The organism is Pseudomonas sp. Irchel s3h14 (assembly GCF_900187425.1).
GTDB lineage: Bacteria > Pseudomonadota > Gammaproteobacteria > Pseudomonadales > Pseudomonadaceae > Aquipseudomonas.
On sequence record NZ_FYDJ01000004.1, the window covers coordinates 21,312 to 44,326 of the forward strand.

Below are 23,015 nucleotides of genomic sequence, written 5' to 3' on the forward strand. Positions count from 1 at the left end.
CTGTATGAGCATGTCCGTGCAAATCGTGTCGGCGAAAAGTGAACTGTTCCAGAAAGTCCGCGCTTTAAGATCGCGCTACATTGGTGACAACCCCGCCAGCGAGGAAAGCTTTTCCGATGCCGAGGCAATACGCGATACCGACTCTTACCACATGGCTTATCTGGATGGAAACGAGATTGTCGGCGCCATTCGAATTACCCCGTTAGGGCATGGCATAAGCTTTGTCGAGCGGGTCGTTAATGTGGGGCATTACTTTGCTCATCCAATGGATTCTTTTGATGCCAATCGGCTGGTGCTGGATGAAAAGTACCGAGGCGGTTTGCACTTAAGGTTCTTTCTTTTACAAACAGCCATTTGGTTGAAGGCCAATACGCAATTTCGATACATCTCGGCATTGTGTCGGGGGCGCCTGGCTGCCTTGTATGTCGATATCGGAGGGCATGTTCTGGCCGACGACATTACTTGGACGAACCGTCAATCATCACGTGATTACAGTTTGGTTTACCTGGAACTGGAAACCGTCTTTAACACCATCAAAGGGAAAGTAGCTCATGGATAAATTTTTTAAAGAACTGGATGCCATTGTCGACTGTGGATGGGCCAAAATCAAAAAAGGTCGCTATTGGAATCACAGTCTTGAGCAGACCATTACGGTCGAGCTTTATCAGCAGGTAATGCTTCAGGTTTATCATTACACCCGGTTCAACTCGATCAATCAGGCGGCTTGTGCATTCAGCGCGGATCCGTCCCAGACAACGCTGCTGCGGTTCGTTTACAAGCACGCGCTTGAAGAGCTGGGCCACGAGAAAATGGTCATTCGTGACTTGGAATCCATCGGTGCCTTGCCTGCATCGATGCCTGCACCGCTTCCTCCCACTCAGGCACTGATCGCTTATCTGAACGATGTGGCGATCCGCCTGGGGCCGATTGCCCGCTTGGGGTACAGCTATTGGGCAGAAGAAGTGTATGACCACATCCAGCCTATCCTGAACAAGTTCCGCGTAGACCTGGGGCTTAAAGACGAGCAGATGACGTTCTTTGTCGCTCATTCGACTATCGATGAAAAGCATTCCGAAGAAGTGCGCCTGGCGATGCAGCGCGCGGTGAAGACGGATGAAGAGCGCGCGCTGATCAAAGAAGTGGCGAGGGTGACGTTGTACCTCACTGGCCAGTTGCTGGAAGAGTCGCTGCTGGAATATGAACGTCTCGCCCACGCCACATTGGCCAAGGCGTCCTGACCTGATGAAGCTGATCGTCATTGTCGGGTCAAACCGGGCACACGGGGTCAGCAGTCGGGTGGTGTCGTTGATTCGACGCCACCTGGAAGGACGCGCCTCGGTCGAAGATCTCTGGCTTCGCGATTACCGTATCGACTACTGCGATGCCGATAACGCCTGTTCACTCATCGATTGTTCCCTGCAGGACGATGTCGCCAACATCGTTGATGAAATGGTCAAAGCGGACGCCATCCTGTACCTGCCGGTGATGCATGCCTATGGAACCAACAGCCGTTTCCAGGCGTTTCTGGAGCGCGTGGGCTATGGCTTCATGCGTCCCCGGGAGCGCCCGTTAAGGGACAAGCTTGCAGCGGTGGCGGTGGTGGGGCGTCGATACGGTCACACGGCGGTATTTGGCCAGGTGGTGCTCAACGTACTGTTGAACAAAATGGTGTTGGTCGGTTCGGGGTTTCCGGCCACGTTCAACACGCAACTCGTTCAGGACCCGGAAGCGGAGCAGGCACTGCGCGAAACCCTGGATCGCCTCGTCGAGCACTATCACAAGTTGAACGAACGACCCCGTCGCGGCGCCGAGCGTTTGCGCCTGCTCAAACAAGTCCAATTTCAAACGGGATGATGGATAAATGCCTATTCGAGATTCTTTGATAGCCGTACTGGTGGCGTTCTTGTGGGGGGCACAAGTGACGGCGGTTAAAATTGGCGGGCAAGAGCTTCCGCCTATTCTGATGGTCGCGATGCGCTTCGCCTTGATGGCCGCTGTGTTGATGCCTTTTTGCGGAATTCCCAAACGCAGCGAATGGCTTCCAGTGTTCTGGATTGCTTCTCTGGTAGGGGCACTCCATTTCGGATTGCTGTATTGCGGCATCTCGCGAGTGGATGCCTCGACGTCTGCCATCACTTACCAACTTGCGACACCTTTCACTCTTTTGCTGGCCTTTGCGGTATTGGGGGAGCGTATCGCATTGCCCGTCGTAGGGGGAATTGTCATCGCGCTGCTTGGCGTGCTGACGGTGCTGGGCGGCGTCGGCAAGGGCGGTGCGCTATCGGGCATATTGCTGGTGATTGCTGCGGCTTTTGTCTTCGCCGTAGGAACGCTGCTTACCAAGCGATGGGGACCTTTCAACCCGGTGGCGATCAGCGCGTGGACAGCATTGATCGCTGCGCCGGAGTTGCTGATTGTTTCGGCTGCGGTTGAGGGGCACGCGTGGGGTTCAGTCCTCACGGCCAGCCCGACGGCCTGGGCCGCTGTGTTGTATACCGCGGTCAGTGGTGGGCTGATCGGATTTGGCCTGTGGTATTGGCTGTTGGGCAGACACCCTGTCCAGCGGTTGACGCCGTTTCTGTTATTGGTGCCGGTGTTTGCCGTCGCGGTCAGCCAGCTTCTTCTGAAAGAAGGCCTGTCGCTGAGCCTCGTCGTCGGCGGTGTGGCGGTTTTGGCCGGAGTCGGGCTTTGCCAGGTTCGCCTGCAACCCCGGCAGGTTTGCGCAAGCAACAACCCGGCCGATTGATCGGCAAACCCGTTGGGAGGTGATTGTTCATGAAGTGGCCAGGACAGTTGGCGTTGTTCGCCTTGCGTTGGCAAAACCGGTTTCGCTACGGACTCAAAATCCGCCGCTGGAAGGCAGAGGGTTACGATATCGCCTATCTGCACTCGAGCAGCCGCGAGGCCGAGCCCACCCTGGTGTTCCTCCATGGATTAGGAGCCAGTAAGGATCAGTGGGGACCGCGGATTTATTCGTTGGTGGAGTCTTACAACTGCGTTTTTCTGGATCTTCCCGGTGAAGGCGAGTCCTCGTTCGACGGCACGCAAAGCTACGGTCCCGCGGCACAAGTGGAGCGGCTGAAGGCGTTTTTTGATGCGCAGTCCCTCAACGACGTCGTATTGATCGGCAGTTCCATTGGCGGCTGCATCGCCTGCCTTTTTGCCGTCGCATATCCGGCAGCGGTGTCCCGTTTAATCGCAATCGCGCCCGCCGGCTTGCAAGCGGTAAGGCCAAGTCCAGCGATGAGCCAGTTTTTTGAGTCTGGCAAGCATCCGTTTGGTTATCGGTCTGTCAGTGAAATGCAGGGGCTTTGGGCGATCGTATTTACTCGAGTCCCCAAGGTCCCGGCCTTTCTGGCAAAGGCTCTGGCTATCAAGGGTGCGCTTCGCTATGCGAGGGTCGGGAAAATACTGGGGGACTTCAAGGACGCTGGCCTCTACCCGCTTCAAAGGCGGCTAGCTGACGTTCAGGCCCGGACCTTGATTGTTTGGGGGAGCAATGATCGGGTGTTTGATGTTTCCTGTCTGGACGAGGTCTACAGCCTCTTGCCGCAGGCAAGTGTCTGCATCATTGAGGGGGCCGGGCATGTTCCGTATCTGGAGTGCGCCGACCAGACCCTGGACGCTATCCAGCGGTTTCTCGACTGACGGCGATTTTTGGAACAGCAAGTAAAGCCTGGGTAATTGTAGGTTGACCCGTATTGAACCTATGAGTAGTATCCGATGGGCATTCAGGAATTACTCCTGCAATGCCTTTCAAGACACAGGAAGTCTTAAATGTATTACCGACTATCAGTGCTGAAAAACTCCCTCGGATCCTCATCCGAGTCAAACACTGCCCATCTTTCGGTTTTCAAAAGCAATATCTGGCGTCGCTAATTCAGCAACCGCCGGTGTCTTGCTGTCTGTTTCAGTCAAACACCCCAAAATAGTGATTCATTAAACGGCCGAACGCTGTGATTCGATCTTTCGTGGTTGTTATTTCGAAAGTCGTACTACACGAATGGTGCGGTAAAGTTCTGTCTCTTTTCCGAGGCATCTCTTTGCGTGACCCTGTGCGCCCGCCTGTTTGATGGATCCTCTAAATCAATAATTAAGCTGATTGAACTGCTTGGCAGTTTGAGGCGTCGGCCTGTGCGTTCGACTCTCATCTGTGTGAGCGTTTGGCAATAATAAAGGAGTGATTTATGAGTGCGATACCCACCCCCGTCAGTGTTCAGTTACACACTGAGCGCTTGAAATGCGATCCGCTTGTTGTATATGAAGCGGCTGCAAAAGCGTTAGGGCCCGATAAGACCTTTATTCTCGAATCGCTGTCTGGCCCCAGCCGCGATCGTAAGGCGACTATCATCGGGATGGAACCATTACTGGCAGTTAAGATTTATGAGGGGTACGCGACACTTGAGGGTAATGAGCGGCTCATAGCTCATTTAAGAAGTTCACTGTCAGAGCGGGGAATTATTCTGGACGGCAGTGGAAATATTGGTGTTGATTCGAACGATGCTGTATGGGATTTATTACGTGCGTTACAAACACCTTTTGATGTTCCACGCCAGTCTAATCCCAGCCTCGCTTTTTTTGGTTACCTCTCCTATGACAGTGTCAGGTTTGTCGAAGATATTCCGGACCTGACCGAACGAACCAATAACTATCCGATTATTGCCTTGACCGTGTTTCAGACGCTGGTGTATTTCCACGCCAACGGAACCGTGGACGTCATGGTTAACAATTGTTCTCTATGGAAGTCCCACAGCACCGATGACTATGTCGCGCTGTTGGCCGATGCTGGGGGCATGGCGGCTTCTGACGCGCCGATTGTTTACCCTTCCGTTACGGTTGCTCGCGATACCGTGGAAAAAGACCAGTTCCTCGGTTGGGTCGACACGGCGCTGGAGCACATTCGCCAAGGTGATATCTATCAAATTCAGTTGGGCCACGAAGTTCAGGTTGATACGCCGATCAAGCCTTTTGACGTATATCGGGCATTGCGCAAAAACAACCCGTCACCCTACATGTACCTGGCCAATTTGGGCGGGGTCGACTTGATCGGCGCCAGTCCCGAATTGTTTGTCCGCATCAAGGATGAGCTGATCGAGATGAGACCGATCGCCGGAACGGTCGGAAAAACCCCCGGTGTACCCTCCAGCGAGTTGATCTTGAGCATGACGCGCTCTGAAAAAGAGCGGGCGGAGCATTTGATGCTGGTGGATTTGTGCAGAAACGATATCGGTCGCGTCTGCCAGCCAGGATCACTTGAGGTCGACGAGTTGATGTTGGTAGAGGAGTACTCTCATCTCTATCACATGGTGTCAAACGTCCGCGGTTTATTGCGAAAAGGGTTTGATGCCTTTGATGTTATCAAGGCGTCTTTTCCGGCAGGAACCATGACGGGTGCGCCGAAGATTCGGGCGATGCAGATTATCGAAAGCATGGAAAACAACCGCCGTGGAATATATGCCGGAGCAGTCGGCCTTATCGGGTTTGATGGCAGCGTCAATACGGCGTTGTGTATTCGTTCGGCAGTTCATAAAGACGGCACTTATTACTTGCGGGCTTCTGCAGGGGTCGTCGCAGACTCGGTTCCGGATAAAGAGTGGACTGAAACATTCTACAAAATGGGGTCTGTTTATCGCGCCGTTACCGGAAAGGAGATGCTGCAATGAAAGTTTTTCTGATTGATGCGTATGACAGCTTTGTATTTATTATCAGTCAGTACCTTGAACAGTTAGGTCTGGAAACCCACGTAGAGCGCAATGATGTTCCGGATCTGATTAAAAGGATTGAAGCGTATGGCCCGGACTTTTGTGTACTGGGACCTGGACCCGGTCATCCACGGGACGCCGGATATATCGAGGTGATCCAGCACTTTAAAGGGCGTCTGCCCATATTGGGTGTATGCCTTGGGCATCAGGCAATTGGCCTGGCCTTCGGTGGCTCGGTCATTCGGGCTGCCCATGTCATGCATGGAAAGGTCAGCATGATAGAAAACGACGGCCAAGGTGTGTACGCCCATACTAACGGCAAGTCGATCAAGGCGACACGCTACCATTCGCTGATTATCGATAACAAAGACCTGCCCGAGGAGTTGGCCGTGACATCCAACTCAAGTGATGACGGATACATCATGGGGGTGCGGCATGTTGAGCATCGGATAGAGGGTGTCCAGTTTCATCCCGAGAGCATTTTGACGGAGGATGGTCTTGGCATATTTAAAAGTTTTATAGAACAGCACTGTCGCAAAGCAGAGGTATAAGCGGCGGGTAACGGGTTGCTTCTACCGCAACCCGTGTTTTCAATGTTGCAGTAACGAAAAAAAAGCTTCTATGAGTGCAGGGATTCATCGTGGATGACTTATATAGATATAGAAATAAAGAACCCCTGAGGATTAACTTCGAAGAGGTATTGGATGATTTCTCCGTTCTGGCCAAGGATTTGCACCGGCGTGACTGGGAAAGCCATTTACGCAAGGTGCTGCGTAGAATCGGTTATGATCGCTACTTGTTGAGCCTGGGCTCCTCTACAACGAATGACCCCTTTAATAGGATCATAACGTCTTACCCTTCTGATTGGCTCAGGCAATACAAGGATGAGAACTTTATTCAGGTGGACCCGATAATCAGGCATTGTCGTCACCACTTTGTGCCGCTCTTTTGGGGGGCAGCACGGGGACAGGCGCGGGGCAGGTCTAATGAGTTCTGGAAGGCACGCGAGGGGTACGGCCTTTTACAAGGGGTTAGCATTCCTTTGCGGTGTAATGAAAGGTTCGGGTCACTCAATGTCGCTCAATGCATGAATTCTAATGACGAGTTCGACGATGATCTGAATGCCGCCCTGGGGAAGCTATTCATGCTGATTCCGTTCCTTTTGGAAGGCTCACAGAAACACTTGAAAGAACCAGGCGGGCAATTCCGCAGCCTGACCCTGCGAGAGTGTGAAGTGCTGAAATGGTCTGGAGTGGGTAAAACGACTTGGGAAATGAGCTGCATCCTGGGCTGTTCGGAACGCACCATCAACTTTCATATCGCCAATGCCAGTCGAAAACTGGGCTCTTTCAGCCGTCGGCAAGCGGTAGGCGTGGCGTTAGCGCAGGGTTTGATTTCACTGTAGCGAACGATCTGTTTATCTCTTCCAGTTGACCGGTATGCAGCGGCCAGCGAACCCGGCTTACGAGGCCCTGGCAATCATCCGTCCAATCGGCATTTTTGTTTCTGTATTTTCCGGGATTGCGTGAAGAACCAAAAAAAAACCCCCATCGCCAAAGCAATGGAGGGCTTCGATACAGCGAGGGTGTCAAATCAAACCTTGACGATCCAGCCCGCTGGCGCTTCGATATCGCCGGTCTGTACGCCCGTCAGCTCTTTGTAGAGCTTCTGGGTGACCGGGCCGACTTCTGTTTCGCTGTGGAACACGTGCAGTTTGTCGTTGTAGCTGATGCCGCCGATCGGGGTGATCACCGCAGCAGTACCGCAAGCGCCGGCTTCCTTGAAGTCGGACAGCTTGTCGATGAACACGTCGCCTTCGACCACTTCCAGACCCAGACGCGATTTTGCCAGCTCGATCAACGACAGACGGGTGATGCCCGGCAGGACCGACGGCGAGTTCGGGGTCACGAACTTGTTGTCGTGGGTGATCCCGAAGAAGTTGGCCGAGCCGACTTCTTCGATTTTCGTGTGGGTCATCGGGTCCAGGTAGATGCAGTCGGCGAAGTGGGCTTTCTTGGCCTGGGAACCTGGCATCAGGCTGGCCGCGTAGTTACCACCGACCTTGGCTGCACCGGTGCCTTGTGGGGCGGCGCGGTCGTAGCTGGAGATCAGGAAGTTGTGCGGGGTCAGGCCGCCCTTGAAGTAGGCACCGACCGGGATGGCGAAGATCGAGAAGATGAACTCGGGGGCGGTACGCACGCCGATGTTGTCACCCACGCCGATCACGAACGGACGCAGGTATAGCGCGCCGCCGGTGCCGTAAGGCGGGATGAAACGCTCGTTGGCGCGAACCACTTCCTTGCACGCTTCGACGAACTGCTCGGTGGACACATGAGGCATCAGCAGGCGCGCGCAGCTGCGTTGCATGCGTGCGGCGTTCTGGTCCGGGCGGAACAGGTTGATCGAACCGTCCTTGCAACGATAGGCCTTCAACCCTTCGAAGCATTGCTGGCCATAGTGAAGGGCAGTGGAGCCTTCGCTGATGTGCAGCACATTGTCTTCGGTCAGGGTGCCTTTGTCCCACTCGCCATTACGCCAGTGCGACAGATAGCGCTTGTCTGTCTTGATGTAGTCAAAACCCAACTTGTCCCAATTGATGCTTTCGTTACCCATGACACCCTCTATCACTTAACAACCGCCGAAACGGTTCAAGGCTTCTGACGTTTTTCTGGATGGGGACAACAATACTTCATTCCGGGCCCATTTCGCAGCCCAGATTGCGTTCCTTTGATCGTTCCCACGCTCTGCGTGGGAATGCCTCAATGGACGCTCTGCGTCCGCTTTGGGACGCGGAGCGTCCCGGGCTGCATTCCCACGCAGAGCGTGGGAACGATCAGTTAGAGGTGTAGCGCGTGGCCAAGGGCTCGCAACGCCGCTTCCTGTACAGCCTCGCCCAAGGTCGGATGCGCGTGGATGGTGCCGGCAATGTCTTCCAGCCGCGCGCCCATTTCCAGGCTCTGACCGAACGCCGTCGACAATTCCGACACACCCACACCGACCGCCTGCCAGCCGACAATCACATGATTGTCACGCCGCGCCACGACCCGCACGAAGCCGCTTTTCGATTCCAGAGTCATCGCCCGGCCATTGGCCGCAAACGGGAAGCTGGAAACGATGCAGTCCAGACCCGCCGCCTTGACGTCGTCCGGTGTCTTGCCGACCACCACCAGTTCCGGGTCGGTAAAGCACACGGCGGCGATGGCAGTCGGGTTGAACTCGCGGGATTTACCGCTGATCAGTTCGGCAACCATCTCGCCCTGAGCCATGGCTCGGTGCGCGAGCATCGGTTCGCCGCTCAGGTCGCCGATGGCATACACGTTGCGCATGCTGGTCTGGCAGCGGTTGTCGATCTTGATCGCCGAGCCGTTCATGTCCAGGTTCAAACCTTCGAGGTTCCAGCCTTGAGTGTTCGGTTTGCGGCCGACGGCCACCAGCACCTGATCGGTTTCCAGGTTCAGGGTGTCGCCATTCGGGTCAAGCACTTGCAGTATATTACTAGCAGAATCAAAGCCTTGGACGCTGTGCTTCAAGTAAAGCTTCATGCCGAGCTTTTTCAGTTCGTCATGCACAGGCTGCGTCAGTTCGGCGTCGTAGGCCGGCAGGATACGATCCTGAGCCTCGACCACGCTGACCTCGGCGCCGAGCTTGCGGTAGGCAATCCCCAGCTCCAGACCGATGTAACCGCCACCGACCACGATCAGCCGTTTCGGCACAGACGTTGGCGCCAGGGCCTCGGTGGAGGAGATGATCGGGCCGCCAATCGGCAGCATTGGCAGGTTCACGCTTTTCGAGCCGGTGGCCAGCACCAGGTGCTCGCACTGAATGCGCGTGTCGCCGACTTCTACGGTTTTACCATCGATAATCTTCGCAAAACCTTGAATGACCTGGACTTTGTTCTTTTTCAGCAGCGCCGAAACGCCCGTGGTCAGGCGGTCAACGATGCCGTCCTTCCACTCGACACTCTTGCTGATATCGAGCGTCGGCGCCGAAACACTGATGCCCAGCGCCGAGTGCTGGCTGTGGTGCTGCGTCTGGTGAAACTGTTCGGCGACGTGGATCAACGCCTTGGACGGAATGCAGCCGATGTTCAGGCAGGTACCGCCCAGGGATTCGCCTTCCACCAGAATGGTCGAGATGCCCAGCTGACCGGCACGAATCGCCGTGACATATCCGCCAGGGCCGCCGCCGATGATCAGCAGCGTGGTGTTCAGAGTTTGCATGCCTGCTCCAGTTAAAAAGAGTCCACAAACAGGGTGGCGGGTTGTTCGAGCAAGCCACGGATGGCCTGGATGAATTGCGCCGCGTCCATGCCGTCGACCACGCGGTGATCGAAGGAGCTGGAGAGGTTCATCATCTTGCGAATCACGATCTGGCCTTTGACGACCATCGGGCGTTCGACGATTTTGTTGACGCCGACGATCGCCACTTCCGGCAGGTTCAGCACCGGGGTGCTGACAATGCCGCCCAAGGCGCCGAGGCTGGTCAGGGTGATGGTCGAGCCGGACAGTTCATCGCGGCTGGCCTTGCCAGTGCGCGCAGCGGTGGCCAGGCGAGATATTTCCTGAGCGCTGTCCCACAGACTGCGGGTTTCGGCATGACGGACCACTGGCACCATCAAACCGATGTCGGCTTGGGTGGCGATGCCCACGTGCACCGCGCCGAGGCGGGTGATGACCTGGGCTTCGTCGTCGTAACGGGCGTTGATCTGCGGGAAGTCGCGCAGGGCAACGACCAATGCGCGGACCAGGAACGGCAACAAGGTCAGCTTGCCGCGGGTTGCGCCGTATTTTTCGTTCAGATGCGCGCGCAGTTCTTCCACGGCGGTGACGTCGATTTCTTCGACGTAACTGAAGTGAGCGGCGCGCTGAGTAGCGTCCTGCATGCGCTGGGCAATCTTGCGGCGCATGCCGATGACCGGGATTTGTTCTTCGTCGTTACGCTGGGCGTAAGCGGCGGCAGCGGTGGATTGCGGCTGTTGACCTTGGGCCAGATAGGCGTCGAGGTCTTCGTGCAGCACCCGACCGGCAGGGCCGGTGCCACGCACCAGGCGCAACTGGATGCCGAGGTCCAGCGCATGTTTGCGTACAGCCGGGGAGGCGAGCGGACGCTCATCAGCTTCGCGAGCGACCATCGGACCTTGGCATACGGCAGCTCGCGGCGCTGCAGCGGCGAACGGTTTGCTTTCAACAGCGGCTGCAACTTTCGGTGCCGCAACCGGCGCTTCTTTAACAGGTGCAGGCTGAGCCGACTCTTTAACGTTGCCCGCGCCTTCGACTTCAATGCTGATCAGGATGCTGCCAACCGCCATGACTTCGCCCGGCACACCGCCCAGCGCAATCACCTTGCCGTTCACCGGCGACGGGATGTCGACCATCGCCTTGTCGGTCATGACATCGGCGAGTACCTGATCTTCGACGACCATGTCGCCGACTTTGACGTGCCAAACCGACAATTCAACTTCTGCAATGCCTTCGCCAATGTCCGGCATTTTAATAACGTGCGTGCCCATTCAGACCTCCATAACCCGATGCAAAGCCGCGCCCACTCGGGACGGACCAGGGAAATACGCCCACTCTTGTGCGTGCGGGTAGGGAGTGTCCCAACCGGTGACGCGCTCGATAGGCGCTTCCAGGTAGTGGAAGCAGTGCTCTTGCACCAGGGCGACCAGTTCGGCGCCGAAACCGCAGGTGCGGGTCGCTTCGTGAACGATCACGCAACGGCCGGTTTTCTTCACCGACTTGACGATGGTGTCCAGGTCCAGCGGCCACAGGCTGCGCAGGTCGATGACTTCAGCGTCGATGCCGGTTTCTTCAGCCGCCACTTGCGACACGTAAACCGTGGTGCCGTACGTCAGGATGGTCACGTCCTTGCCCGGACGGGTGATGGCGGCGACGTCCAGCGGCACGGTGTAGTAACCGTCCGGCACTTGTGCGGCCGGGTGTTTCGACCACGGGGTTACCGGGCGTTCGTGGTGACCGTCGAACGGGCCGTTGTACAGGCGTTTTGGCTCGAGGAAGATCACCGGGTCATCGTTTTCGATGGAGGCGATCAGCAAGCCTTTGGCGTCGTAAGGGTTGGACGGCATGACCGTGCGCAAACCGCAGACCTGGGTGAACATCGCTTCGATGCTCTGGCTGTGGGTCTGGCCGCCGTAGATGCCGCCGCCGCAAGGCATGCGCAGGGTCATCGGTGCGGTGAACTCGCCGGCCGAGCGATAACGCAGGCGTGCGGCTTCGGAAATGATCTGGTCCGACGCCGGGTACACGTAATCGGCGAACTGGATCTCGGCCACCGGCCGCAGACCATAAGCACCCATGCCCACGGCGACGCCGACGATGCCGCTTTCGGAGATCGGCGCATCGAACACCCGGGAGGTGCCGTACTTGTTCTGCAGGCCTTCGGTGCAACGGAACACGCCGCCGAAGTAGCCGACGTCCTGGCCGAACACCACGACGTTGTCGTCACGCTCAAGCATCACATCCATGGCCGAGCGCAGGGCCTGGATCATGGTCATGGTGGTCGTGGTCATGGCGGTTTCCAACTCGATTTTGTTGTTGTGATCGTTCATGTCAGATCCCCAACTCTTGACGCTGGCGCTTCAAGTGCTCCGGCATCTCTTTATAGACGTCTTCGAACATGGTCGCGGCGCTTGGAATCTGGCCGCCGGCGAGGGTGCCGTACTGTTCGGCTTCTTTTTGCGCGGCGATCACTTCGGCTTCGAGTTCGGCGCTGACGGCGACGTGTTCCTCTTCGGACCATTGACCGATTTTCACCAGGTGCTGCTTCAGGCGCGCAATCGGGTCGCCCAACGGGAAGTAGCTCCAGTCGTCGGCAGGACGGTATTTGGACGGATCATCGGAAGTCGAGTGCGGACCGGCGCGGTAGGTGACCCATTCGATCATGGTTGGGCCGAGGTTGCGGCGGGCGCGTTCAGCAGCCCAGGCCGAGGCGGCATAGACCGCGACGAAATCGTTGCCATCGACCCGCAGGGAGGCAATGCCGCAACCGACGCCACGACCGGCAAACGTGGTCGCTTCACCACCGGCAATCGCCTGGAACGTGGAGATCGCCCACTGGTTGTTGACCACGTTGAGGATCACTGGCGCACGGTAAACGTGGGCGAAGGTGAGGGCGGTGTGGAAGTCGGATTCAGCGGTAGCGCCGTCGCCAATCCAGGCCGAGGCGATTTTGGTGTCGCCCTTGATCGCCGAGGCCATGCCCCAGCCCACACCCTGTACGAATTGGGTGGCGAGGTTGCCGGAAATGGTGAAGAAACCGAAGTCTTTGACCGAGTACATGATCGGCAGCTGACGGCCCTTGAGCGGATCACGCTCGTTGGACAGCAGTTGGCAGATCAGGTCCACCAGCGGCACGTCTCGCGCCATCAGGATGCTTTGCTGGCGGTACGTCGGGAAGCACATGTCATCGACGTTCAGCGCCAGGGCCTGGCCGCTGCCGATGGCTTCTTCGCCAAGGCTCTGCATGTAGAACGACATTTTTTTCTGACGCTGGGCGACCACCATGCGGTTGTCATAGATCCGCGTCTTGAGCATGGCGCGCATGCCTTTACGCAGGATCTCGGCCGGAACGCCTTCGGCCCATGGACCGAGGGCATTGCCCTCGTCATCGAGCACGCGAATCAGGCCCTTGGCCAGATCAGCGGTGTCGGCCGGTTCAACGTCGATTGGGGGTTTGCGCACCGTGCCGGCGTCGGTCAGACGCAGGTAGGAGAAGTCGGTTTTGCAGCCAGGACGGCCCGATGGTTCGGGAACGTGCAGTTGCAGCGGTTCGTACGCTTGGTTCATGGCTTCTACGCTCGATCTTGTGAATTTCTTGTAGTGAGCTGACCGTCATTCTTCGATGAAAGAATTCTTGTCCTACAACAATCATAGGCCGGGCCCAGAAGAATATTTCTCTCTGTTTCGTTGCGTTGGCGATCATTTGAGGATAAAAAATCTGCATAAACATAAAAAACAGGTGGTTTTGTCTCATGCGCAAACTGGACCGTACCGATATCGGCATTTTGAACAGCCTTCAGGAGAACGCGCGCATCACCAACGCCGACCTCGCACGCTCGGTCAATCTGTCACCGACGCCGTGCTTCAACCGGGTCAAGGCGATGGAAGAACTGGGCCTGATTCGTGAGCAAGTGACCCTGCTGGATGCCGAGCTGCTAGGGCTGCACGTCAACGTGTTCATTCACGTCAGCCTGGAAAAACAGGTGGAGGAGGCGTTGCAGCATTTCGAGGAGGCGATCTCGGATCGCCCGGAAGTGATGGAATGCTATTTGATGGCCGGCGACCCGGACTATTTGATTCGCGTACTGGTGCCGACCATTCAGTCGCTGGAGCGCTTCATGATGGACTTCCTCACCAAAGTCCCCGGCGTCGCCAACATCCGCTCGAGCTTTGCGCTGAAGCAAGTGCGCTATAAAACCGCACTGCCGTTGCCGGCTAACGGATTGACCCTCAACAACTAAACGCAAAGCTCTGTAGCAGCTGTCGAGCACCGCGAGGCTGCGTCTGCGGCCTGTCAGAAAGAATGCGTTTACAGGTTCTACGACTGCTTCGTCCGAATGCGGCCCAAACCGAACGCAGCCTCGCGGTGCTCGACAGCTGCTACGAGGGGAAACTCAGAGTTTATTCAGAGGGATTTTGAGGTAGGTCACGCCATTGCCTTCGGCCGGCGGCAAGTTCCCCGCCCGCACATTCACCTGAATCGCCGGCAGCAACAGTGTCGGCATGCCCAACCCCGCATCGCGCTGGGTGCGCATGGCGACGAACGCGGCTTCGTCGATACCGTCATGGATATGAATATTGCTTTTGCGCTGCTCGCCCACCGTGCTCATGCACTGAGGATCGCGGCCCGCAGGCGGGTAATCGTGGCAGACATAAAGTCGAACGGCGGCAGGGAAAGCCAGCAGTTTGCGAATCGAGGCGAACATCTGATTGGCGTTGCCGCCGGGAAAGTCGCAGCGCGCGGTGCCCACGTCCGGCATGAACAGCGTATCGCCCACCAGAATCACATCGCTGTCGATCAGATAGGCCATGTCCGCTGGCGTATGGCCGGGCACATGCAGCGCCGTGGCTTTCAGATTGCCGATGCGAAACGATTCATCCGGCGCGAACAGATGATCGAACTGCGAACCATCGATACAGAATTCCGGCTCAAGATTGAACAGGGTCTTGAACACGCCCTGAACCTTGCTGATGGATTCGCCGATAGCAATCTTGCCACCCAGTTCCCGACGCAAATACGGTGCGGCGGACAGGTGATCGGCATGGGCGTGGGTTTCCAGCAGCCATTGCACTTGCAATTGATGTTGGCGAACGAAGGCGATGATCTTGTCGGCCTGGGCGGTGGCGGTTCGCCCGGCGGCGGGATCGTAGTCGAGTACCGGGTCGACGATAGCGCAGTGCCCGCCATCGTGCTCGTAGATGACGTAGCTGAAGGTCGACGAGGCAGGGTCTAAAAAAGCTTCAATCAAGGCAGGCATGGTGGCCGTTTCTTTCTGGACAAGCCTTGAGGGTAGTTTCATTTTCCCTGCGCTGACCAGCCCGCATCAATTCAATTAATGAAAAAAGCTGCGCGGGCTCTATCCTGTCAGTCATCGATACCGGGCGCTCCCGGCTTTTTTTTGCAGATCACGAGTGTTTTATGTTGCTGGCAAGTTTCTTTGGCGTGGTGATGGGGTTGGTACTTGGTTTGACCGGCGCCGGTGGCGGCATTCTTGCGGTGCCGGCCTTGGTGCTGGGGCTGGGTTTGACCATGACCCAGGCTGCGCCGGTCGCACTCTTTGCGGTGGGAAGTGCGGCGGCTGTCGGCGCCATTGACGGGTTGCGCCATGGTCTGGTGCGTTATCGCGCAGCCTTGCTGATTGCCCTGCTGGGGGCGGTTTTTTCGCCGGTCGGCATCTACTTCGCCCATCAGTTGCCGGAAAAAATCCTGATGATCCTGTTCAGCCTGCTGATGGTCATGGTGGCCTGGCGGATGCTGCGCCGTGAACGACAGGAAGAGGGACCAAGCGACCACGGCCACGCCAACTGGGGCCAGAAGAACTGCATGCTCGATCAGCAGACCGGGCGCTTCTCCTGGACCGCCAAGTGCACCGCGACCCTCGCGGCACTGGGCGCGGTGACCGGTGTTGTCTCCGGGCTGCTCGGGGTGGGCGGCGGCTTCCTGATCGTCCCGGCGTTCAAGCAACTGACCGATGTGCAGATGCGCGGAATCGTCGCCACTTCCTTGATGGTGATCAGCCTGATTTCCGCCATCGGCGTGATCGGCGCGTTTCAGGCCGGGGTGCGAATCGACGGTCTGGGCGTGGCGTTTATCGTCGCGAGCATCGTCGGCATGATCATTGGCCGAAGACTTTGCGCGCGAGTACCGGCCCGGGGATTACAGATCGGCTTCGCCAGCATCTGTGTCGTGGTCGCCGCTTATATGCTGTTTAGAGCGGGGGTCTAGCAAGTACCGGTTCCTGTGGAGGCCAGTCCGTTCCACAGGCGTACACCTTAAGTTCCGGGCCTCGTCGATGGACGGTCTTACACCGAACTTGTCGCGCATGACCTGCCACTCCAAAGCACTTCAAAACCGCCTCCAAGGCAGCGTATGACGCCGCCGGTCAGCTTTCGATAATCGCCTCCGACATCCAGTCCCCCGCTGCGGAGCGCGTCATGCACAACAATAAGAACATCAAGCATCGTTTCTTGCCGGCCTTCATCGCCAGCCTGTCGACCCTCGGTTTGAGCTCGATGGCCGAAGCCGAGATCGTGCTGTACGACAAGGACCAGACCACGTTTTCCACCGACGGCTACATCAACGCCTTCTATGTGAACAGCGATGTGGACCGTGCCGGCGACCAATTCGACCGGAAACAGGCGCGGGTCAAAATGGGTTTTCTGCCCAACTACCTGGGCTTCAACATGAGCAAGCAGGTCGATGACCTCAAGCTCGGTGCCCGGTCCTCCTTCTGGGTGACCATCAACGACAGTGAAACCAACGGCACCGACACCGCCATCGACGTGCGGCAGTTCTACGGCACGGTGGCCAACCCGGAGTGGGGCGAAGTGCTGATCGGCAAGGACTTCGGCCTGTTTGCCCGTTCCAACATCCTGCTGGATGAAATGCTCGCCGGTTACGGCCAGGTCAGCGATACCCTGGGGCTGGTGGACGGTGGCGGGGTGTCGTTCGGCAACATCGGCACGGGTTATCCGTACCCGTTCCCGACGTCGCAGATTACCTACCGCACGCCGGTGATGGAGGGTTTGCGGGTGGCCGTGGGGATCATGGACCCGGTGGACACCAACGACAGCAGCCCGACAGGCAAGGCTTACCAAGAAAACCCGCGTACCGAAAGCGAGATCACCTATCAGTTCGACCTCGCCGGGGCGAAGATCTACAGCTGGGTCAACGGCAGCTACCAGACGTCGGACAATACCGATTCCACCGTCGAGTCCGTCACCTCCAAAGGCGTCGGCTATGGCGTGCAGGCGAAAATGGGCGGCTTGTCGCTCACTGGCTCCGGTTTCCAGGCCAAAGGCATCAACCCGTTCTTCACCAACAACGCCGGCGAGCCGACCCTGCGCAACGTCGACAGTGACGGTTACCTGCTGCAGGGCTCCTACAAACTGGGCAAGAACCGCTTGGCTTTGTCTTACGGCAAGACCAACGACGACGGCAATGGCGTGGTCGGCAGCGGCGCGGACTACGAAACGCGCGGCGTTGCGCTGTTCCATGACGTCAACGACAACCTCAAGCTGGTGGCCGAGTACAACCAGTTCGCAATCAACGGCCACGACACCAGCGACCAGAACGAAGACACCGACACCTTTGCGGTGGGGGCGGTGCTGACCTGGTAAGCCTTTGGTGGCGACCTTCGCTGCGCGCATCGCGGCGAGGGTCGACACCGTTCTCATCCCATCGAAGCGGCTACCCGCTACCCAAGTAGCATACGTAGCAGCTCACAGGCTTCGTACACTCGAACCTCATACATGCGCACCTGCGGGAGGCGACGATGCAGCAGGTCCAGAGTGAAGGTGTGGTCAGTGCAATGTCCCAGGCCACCGATGCCCAGCAAGTGGCCCAGGAGCTGGCGCGACAACTGTTGCACCCGCACTTGGGCTTCGTGCTGTTCTTCTGTTCCGCCGAGTACGACTTGCAGGCGCTGGGCCAGGCCTTGCAACAAAGCTTCGGTGGCATTCGCCTGGTGGGTTGCACCAGCGCCGGGGAAATCACGCCCCTGGGCTACGGGCGCAACTGCGTGACCGCGGTGGGCTTTGACCACCGGCATTTTTCCATCGACGCCGAACTGATCTCCGAGATGGAGCGTTTCAGCCTGATCGACGCCCAGCAAATGGTCGAGCGACTGGTCAGTGGCTGTCGCAGCAACACCCTGGCGCCGATCAAGGGCAACAGCTTTGCGTTGACCCTGCTCGATGGTTTGTCCAGTCGGGAAGAAATGGTCCTCGCGGCCCTGAGCGCGGCGTTGGGCGACATTCCGCATTTCGGCGGTTCGGCCGGCGACGACAATTACCTGACCCACACCCACGTCTATTTTAATGGCGAGTTCCACAGCGGCGCGGCGGTGGTGGTGCTGGTCAATACCTGGCTGGACTTCGAGGTGTTCACCACTCACCACATCCTGCCGAGGGCGGAAAAACTGGTGGTCACCGGAGCCGACAGCGCCTCGCGCCGGGTCTTTGAACTCAACGCCGAGCCGGCCGCCGAGGAGTACGCCCGGCACATCGGCGTGCCGGTGGCGGAGCTCGATCATCGGATCTTCGCCGCGCACCCGTTGGCCGTGCGGATCAACGATCAGTATTACGTGCGGGCGATCCAGCAGGTTCACCCGGACCTGAGCCTGAGTTTCTACTGCGCGGTGGAAAACGGCATCGTCCTCACGGTCATGACGCCAGGCCCGATGCTGCCGAATCTGCAAACCCTGTTCGAAGGCTTGCAGGAGCGCCTCGGCGATCTGTTGCTGACCATCGGCTGCGACTGCTTTCTCAGGCGTCTGGAACTCGAAGACGGCGGCAGTCTGGAGCAGATCGGAACGTTTTTGCGTGACCAGCGGGTGATGGGTTTCAACACCTACGGAGAACAGTTCAATGGCATGCACATCAACCAGACCTTCACCGGGGTTGCCATTGCCCGAGGCCGGTCCCCTGGGCACCGCTGAGCTTCAGGCGCAGATCGCCAGCCTGCAGCGCGACAACCACAAACTGCAGCGCATCAATGGCGCGCTGATCGAACGGATCGAGTCCGGCATCACCCGCGGCAACGACCCGTACGCGGCGTTCCAGCATTCGGTGGTGCTGGCCGAGCAGGTGCGTGAACGCACCGACGCCTTGAACCAGGCCATGGCCGAACTCAAGTCGGGCAATCACTTGCTCAGCGAAGCTCGCCTGCGGGCGGAAACCGCGCATCAGCATTTGATCGATGCGATCGAGAGCATTTCCGATGCGTTTGTGCTGTTCGATGCGGACCAGCGAATCGTCTTGTTCAATAGCCGTTTCAAGGCGTTCTGGGGCAACAGCCGGGTGCGGATCAACGCCGGCATGCGCCTGGCCGAGGTCAAGCGACTGATGTCCGCCACCGGGCTGTTCACTGAAGAACCGCGGGGTCATGCCGACGAAAACCTGCTCTATCGCCTGCAGGACGGTCGCTGGTTACAAGTCAGCGAAAGGCCGACTCAGGAAGGCGGGCGGGTGATCCTGTTTACCGACATTACCGACGTCAAACTCAGCGAAACCGTGCGCCGCGAGCAGGCGGTGGCGCAGAAATCGCATTTGTTGCAACGTGCGGTCGACAACCTGTCCCAAGGCGTGGCCATGGTCAACGCCGAGGGCATTCTGGAGTTGTGGAACCGGCGTTTCCTCGAACTCAGCGGACTGGCCCCGGTGGCGGCTCATCGTCCGTTTGCCGAAGTGATCGGCGACAGCGAGTTGAACCTGCTGACCCCGGCCAGTCGGGATCTAAACGGGCGGCACGTGCAGGAATGCGAGCAGCGCCTCTACGATGGCCGGGTGCTGGAAATCCGCACCCATCCGTTGCCTACCGGCGGTTTCGTCAACACCTTCACCGACATCACCGAACGCTACCAACACGCCGAAGCGCTGAGCGAAAGCGAGCGCTGGATTCGCCTGATCACCGACCATGTGCCGGCGCTGATCGCCTACCTCAATGCCGATCTGGTCTACGAGTTCACCAACAAGGTGTATGAAGAGTGGTACTGCTGGCCTCGGGGCGTGATGCTCGGGCAGAGCCTGCGCGAAGTCCACAGCGAACAGCATTACCAGCGCCTCGAAGCCTACGTGGCCCGGGCCCTGGCCGGTGAGAGCGTGACGTTCGAGTTCGCCGAAACCAACATCAACAACCAGGAACGCTACATGCTGCGCTCCTACGTACCCAATCGCCTGGCCACCGGGGAAGTGGTGGGGATTTTCGTGTTGATCCGCGACATCACCGAACGCCGCCGCACCGCTGAAGCGCTGCACCAGGCCTATCAGAATCTTGAGTTGCGGGTGCGCGAACGGACGGCGGAACTGACCACGCTCAACGACCAATTACTGCGTGAGATCGATGAGCGTCGGCGGGCGGAATCTCGCCTGCGTGAAGCCAAACTCGAGGCCGAACAGGCCAACCTGTCGAAGACCAAGTTTCTCGCCGCCGTCAGTCACGACCTGCTGCAACCACTCAACGCCGCACGGCTGTTTACCAGCGCGTTGCTCGAACGGCGGGAGCCGGTGGCCAATGCGATTTTGGTGCGTAATGTCAGCAACTCCCTGGAAGACGTGGAGAACCTGCTGGGTACGCTGGTGGACATTTCCAAACTGGATGCCGGGGTGATCAAGGCCGACATTGCGCCGTTCGCCCTGAGCGAATTGCTGGAGAACCTTGCGGCCGAGTACACCCAAGTGGCTCGCAGTGAAGGCCTGGAACTGCATTTCATTCCTTGTTCCGCATTGGTGCGCAGCGACATTCAGTTGCTGGCACGGATCCTTCGAAATCTGTTGAGCAACGCCATTCGCTACACCTACAGCGGTCGTGTGGTGCTCGGTTGCCGGCGTCATCACCAGCGCCTGTCGATCGAGGTCTGGGACAGCGGCATGGGCATTGCTGAAAATCGCCTCGAGGAGATTTTTCAAGAGTTCAAGCGTGGTGATGTGCAGCGTCCTGATCAGGATCGCGGTTTGGGCCTGGGCCTGGCGATCGTGGAAAAGATCGCCGGGATTCTCGGTCACAGCATTCATGTGCGTTCGTGGCCGGGCAAGGGCTCGATGTTCTCGGTCGAAGTGCCGCTCAGCGCCACGGCACCCAAGGCGCTGCCGAGTCTGCTGATGAGTGAACCGATGCTTGAACGTCTGCGTGGGGCGCGGGTGTGGGTGCTGGACAACGACGCGGCCATTTGCGCCGGCATGCGCACGTTGCTTGAAGGGTGGGGGTGTCTGGTGGTCACTGCACTGTCGGAGCAGGACCTGGCGCGGCAAGTGGACAACTATCACGAAGAAGCCGATTTGCTGATCGCCGACTATCACCTGAATGACGATCAGAACGGCGTCGATGCCGTGGCCCGGATCAACGCCCGTCGCGGCTCGGCGATTCCGGCGATGATGATTACTGCTAATTACAGCAACGAGCTGAAGCAGCAGATCCGCGAACTGGGCCACACCCTGATGCACAAACCGGTGCGGCCGATGAAACTCAAGACCGCGATGAGTCACTTGCTCGGCAGGCCTTGAGGCTTCTGGTGTCTGTGCTGCCCCCTTCGCGAGCAAGCCCGCTCCCACAATTGACCGAGGCGACTCAGATCCAATGTGGGAGCGGCGGTGCGACGATTCGACTTGCTCGCGAATGGGGCGACTCGGTCTCAACGCCGTAAATACGATCCGAAATCTATGTCGCCGGCACTCAAGATCGCTTGCACCCGGTTGTGCACATTGAGTTTGCGCAGGATTGCCGAGACATGCGCCTTAACCGTGGTTTCGGCGATTTCCAGGGTGTAGGCGATCTGTTTGTTCGACTCGCCCTTGGTCATGCGTTCGAGCACCAGCAACTGCTTGCGGGTCAAGGCCTGGAGCAGTTCAGGTGGGAAACTCGGGGCATCGTTCATGCGCCTTGTACCGCATTTTTGTGTGCGGATGATGTCCGGCGGCAAGTAGACATTGCCGTTGAGGATCTGCTGGATGGCCTCGGTCATCTGTACCCGTGGCGAGGATTTGGTGATGAAACCCACCGCGCCGTAAGTGATGGCTTGCAGCACGACCTGTTTGTCCTGTTCGGCCGAGACGATCACCACCGGAATGGTCGGCGCCTCGTTGCGCAGGTTGATCAGGCCATTGAGGCCGTGCATGCCGGGCATGTTCAGGTCGAGCAGGATCAGATCCAGGTCGTCGTGTTCCTGCGTCAGCACCAGGGCGCTGTCCAGGTCGGCGGTTTCCATCACTTCGCTGCCGGGGAAACCGTCGCTGATGACGTTATGAATGGCTTCGCGAAACAGCGGGTGATCGTCGGCAATCAGAATTTTGTACATAGCCTTTCACCTCATTATTTTGTTTAGGGTGTGGCAACAACTCGCACGCGTATAGGTCAGGGGAAGGGCTCGGGCTGGGCGGGCGTTACGGGCAGGTTGGCTGCCTGCCAGGCGTCCAGGCCGTCGCGATACCAATACAGAGTCTTATAGCCCATGGCGGCGGCGCGCTTCACGGCGTTCCAGCTCAGCCAGCAATCGGAGCGGCAGTAGAAGACCAGCGGTTGCGCGAGATCACCTGCGGTCAATGTGTTCAGCTTACGCGCAAAATAGTCCTGCCAGTCGGGTGTCAGGTCACCGTCGCCGGTATTGGCCAGCCAATGGCTGCCGGGCAGGTTTTCGTGGGGCTGGTCTTCGATGAAACGTCCTTGCAACCACTGGCGGCGGTAGACGTCGATCAGCACCGGACGCGGCGTCTGGGTCAGCAGGGTTTGCAGGGCCGCGGTATCGATGATGCCGGCGCCCTGGACTTGATTCGGGGTCGGACTGCGGTACAGACCGATGCGATAGCCGTCAGCGGAAAACAGCGGGGTTTCGGCCTGCGCGACGCCCAGCAACAGGCTCAGCGATAGCGCGGCGAGAGAAGGGCGTAGCAGACGACGTCGGGCACGCGGCATGGGGGTTCAATCCTTATAGTTATGAACCTATTACATGCCAGTCTCGGTGCGATTGGAATGCGACGATAGACAGGAAAACCAGTACTAAAGTAGTAATTTCACCTGCCGCATGCACCAATCCTGAAGTCAGCGGAGATCAAATGTGGGAGCGGGCTTGCTCGCGAAGGC

21 protein-coding genes are annotated in these 23,015 nt (G+C 58.1%); 13 read left to right on the top strand and 8 right to left on the bottom strand.

All coding sequences use genetic code 11. The annotated features are described in order from the left end of the window. The first annotated feature begins 4 nt into the window (after positions 1 to 4). The 8 genes from CKW16_RS09350 (at position 5) to CKW16_RS09385 (ending at position 7,107) form a co-directional block, all read left to right on the top strand. A complete protein-coding gene (locus CKW16_RS09350; protein ID WP_095128161.1) occupies positions 5 to 559 on the top strand; it encodes an acetyltransferase in 555 nt (184 codons plus the stop codon). Further along, the gene (locus CKW16_RS09355; RefSeq protein WP_095128162.1) at positions 552 to 1,238 is read left to right on the top strand and encodes an iron-containing redox enzyme family protein; all 687 of its coding nucleotides are present in this window, start codon (positions 552 to 554) and stop codon (positions 1,236 to 1,238) included. The genes CKW16_RS09350 and CKW16_RS09355 overlap by 8 nt, the downstream gene beginning before the upstream one ends. Positions 1,239 to 1,242: 4 nt before the next feature. Beyond that, positions 1,243 to 1,854, top strand: coding sequence for a flavodoxin family protein (locus tag CKW16_RS09360; RefSeq protein ID WP_095128163.1), 612 nt, complete (start codon positions 1,243 to 1,245; stop codon positions 1,852 to 1,854). A 7-nt stretch (positions 1,855 to 1,861) separates the two neighbouring features. Next, entirely contained in the window at positions 1,862 to 2,746 is an 885-nt protein-coding gene (locus CKW16_RS09365) for a DMT family transporter (RefSeq protein WP_095128164.1), read from the top strand. A gap of 29 nt (positions 2,747 to 2,775) precedes the next feature. Continuing rightward, positions 2,776 to 3,648, top strand: coding sequence for an alpha/beta fold hydrolase (locus CKW16_RS09370; protein ID WP_095128165.1), 873 nt, complete (start codon positions 2,776 to 2,778; stop codon positions 3,646 to 3,648). Between the two features lie 539 nt (positions 3,649 to 4,187). Continuing rightward, positions 4,188 to 5,663, top strand: a complete 1,476-nt coding sequence (locus tag CKW16_RS09375; protein WP_095128166.1) for an anthranilate synthase component I family protein — start codon at positions 4,188 to 4,190, stop codon at positions 5,661 to 5,663. Beyond that, positions 5,660 to 6,253 (top strand): aminodeoxychorismate/anthranilate synthase component II, encoded by a 594-nt coding sequence (locus tag CKW16_RS09380; protein ID WP_095128167.1) that lies wholly within the window; start codon positions 5,660 to 5,662, stop codon positions 6,251 to 6,253. Before CKW16_RS09375 ends, CKW16_RS09380 begins: the two co-directional genes overlap by 4 nt. Positions 6,254 to 6,342: 89 nt before the next feature. After that, positions 6,343 to 7,107, top strand: coding sequence for a LuxR family transcriptional regulator (locus CKW16_RS09385; RefSeq protein WP_095128501.1), 765 nt, complete (start codon positions 6,343 to 6,345; stop codon positions 7,105 to 7,107). A gap of 188 nt (positions 7,108 to 7,295) precedes the next feature. Here the strand turns inward: CKW16_RS09385 and CKW16_RS09390 are convergent, their stop codons facing one another. The 5 genes from CKW16_RS09390 to CKW16_RS09410 all read right to left on the bottom strand — a co-directional run bounded on the left by CKW16_RS09390 (position 7,296) and on the right by CKW16_RS09410 (position 13,507). Next, positions 7,296 to 8,315, bottom strand: coding sequence for a branched-chain amino acid aminotransferase (locus CKW16_RS09390; RefSeq protein WP_095128168.1), 1,020 nt, complete (start codon positions 8,313 to 8,315; stop codon positions 7,296 to 7,298). 224 nt (positions 8,316 to 8,539) lie between these two features. After that, complete coding sequence (gene lpdA / locus CKW16_RS09395; protein WP_095128169.1) at positions 8,540 to 9,922, bottom strand: dihydrolipoyl dehydrogenase; 1,383 nt, start codon at positions 9,920 to 9,922, stop codon at positions 8,540 to 8,542. A gap of 11 nt (positions 9,923 to 9,933) precedes the next feature. Continuing rightward, positions 9,934 to 11,211, bottom strand: a complete 1,278-nt coding sequence (locus tag CKW16_RS09400; protein ID WP_095128170.1) for a dihydrolipoamide acetyltransferase family protein — start codon at positions 11,209 to 11,211, stop codon at positions 9,934 to 9,936. Continuing rightward, entirely contained in the window at positions 11,212 to 12,270 is a 1,059-nt protein-coding gene (locus CKW16_RS09405) for an alpha-ketoacid dehydrogenase subunit beta (protein ID WP_033054499.1), read from the bottom strand. It lies immediately after the preceding gene. Between the two features lies 1 nt (position 12,271). Then, the gene (locus CKW16_RS09410) at positions 12,272 to 13,507 is read right to left on the bottom strand and encodes a 3-methyl-2-oxobutanoate dehydrogenase (2-methylpropanoyl-transferring) subunit alpha (RefSeq protein WP_046048921.1); all 1,236 of its coding nucleotides are present in this window, start codon (positions 13,505 to 13,507) and stop codon (positions 12,272 to 12,274) included. 185 nt (positions 13,508 to 13,692) lie between these two features. Here CKW16_RS09410 and bkdR point away from each other — a divergent pair, with 185 nt between their 5' ends. Beyond that, positions 13,693 to 14,181 (top strand): Bkd operon transcriptional regulator BkdR, encoded by a 489-nt coding sequence (gene bkdR / locus CKW16_RS09415; protein WP_033054503.1) that lies wholly within the window; start codon positions 13,693 to 13,695, stop codon positions 14,179 to 14,181. A gap of 153 nt (positions 14,182 to 14,334) precedes the next feature. Here bkdR and CKW16_RS09420 read toward each other — a convergent pair whose 3' ends face one another. After that, positions 14,335 to 15,198, bottom strand: coding sequence for an MBL fold metallo-hydrolase (locus CKW16_RS09420; protein WP_095128171.1), 864 nt, complete (start codon positions 15,196 to 15,198; stop codon positions 14,335 to 14,337). A 161-nt stretch (positions 15,199 to 15,359) separates the two neighbouring features. On the opposite strand from CKW16_RS09420, the gene CKW16_RS09425 reads away from it, so the two are divergent. The 4 genes from CKW16_RS09425 to nahK all read left to right on the top strand — a co-directional run bounded on the left by CKW16_RS09425 (position 15,360) and on the right by nahK (position 21,442). Continuing rightward, positions 15,360 to 16,166: a sulfite exporter TauE/SafE family protein gene (locus CKW16_RS09425; protein WP_095128172.1), complete on the top strand. Its 807-nt coding sequence runs from the start codon at positions 15,360 to 15,362 to the stop codon at positions 16,164 to 16,166. Between the two features lie 209 nt (positions 16,167 to 16,375). Beyond that, positions 16,376 to 17,560: a porin gene (locus tag CKW16_RS09430; RefSeq protein ID WP_095128173.1), complete on the top strand. Its 1,185-nt coding sequence runs from the start codon at positions 16,376 to 16,378 to the stop codon at positions 17,558 to 17,560. Positions 17,561 to 17,715: 155 nt separating this feature from the next. Beyond that, positions 17,716 to 18,879, top strand: a complete 1,164-nt coding sequence (gene nosP, locus CKW16_RS09435; RefSeq protein ID WP_095128174.1) for a nitric oxide-sensing protein NosP — start codon at positions 17,716 to 17,718, stop codon at positions 18,877 to 18,879. After that, a complete protein-coding gene (nahK, locus tag CKW16_RS09440; RefSeq protein ID WP_095128175.1) occupies positions 18,848 to 21,442 on the top strand; it encodes a hybrid sensor histidine kinase/response regulator NahK/ErcS' in 2,595 nt (864 codons plus the stop codon). The genes nosP and nahK overlap by 32 nt, the downstream gene beginning before the upstream one ends. 128 nt (positions 21,443 to 21,570) lie before the next feature. On the opposite strand, the gene CKW16_RS09445 is transcribed toward nahK, so the two are convergent. Then, a complete protein-coding gene (locus CKW16_RS09445; RefSeq protein ID WP_008149733.1) occupies positions 21,571 to 22,233 on the bottom strand; it encodes a response regulator transcription factor in 663 nt (220 codons plus the stop codon). 56 nt (positions 22,234 to 22,289) lie between these two features. Then, entirely contained in the window at positions 22,290 to 22,847 is a 558-nt protein-coding gene (locus tag CKW16_RS09450) for a PQQ-dependent catabolism-associated CXXCW motif protein (RefSeq protein WP_095128176.1), read from the bottom strand. Between the last annotated feature and the right edge of the window lie 168 nt (positions 22,848 to 23,015).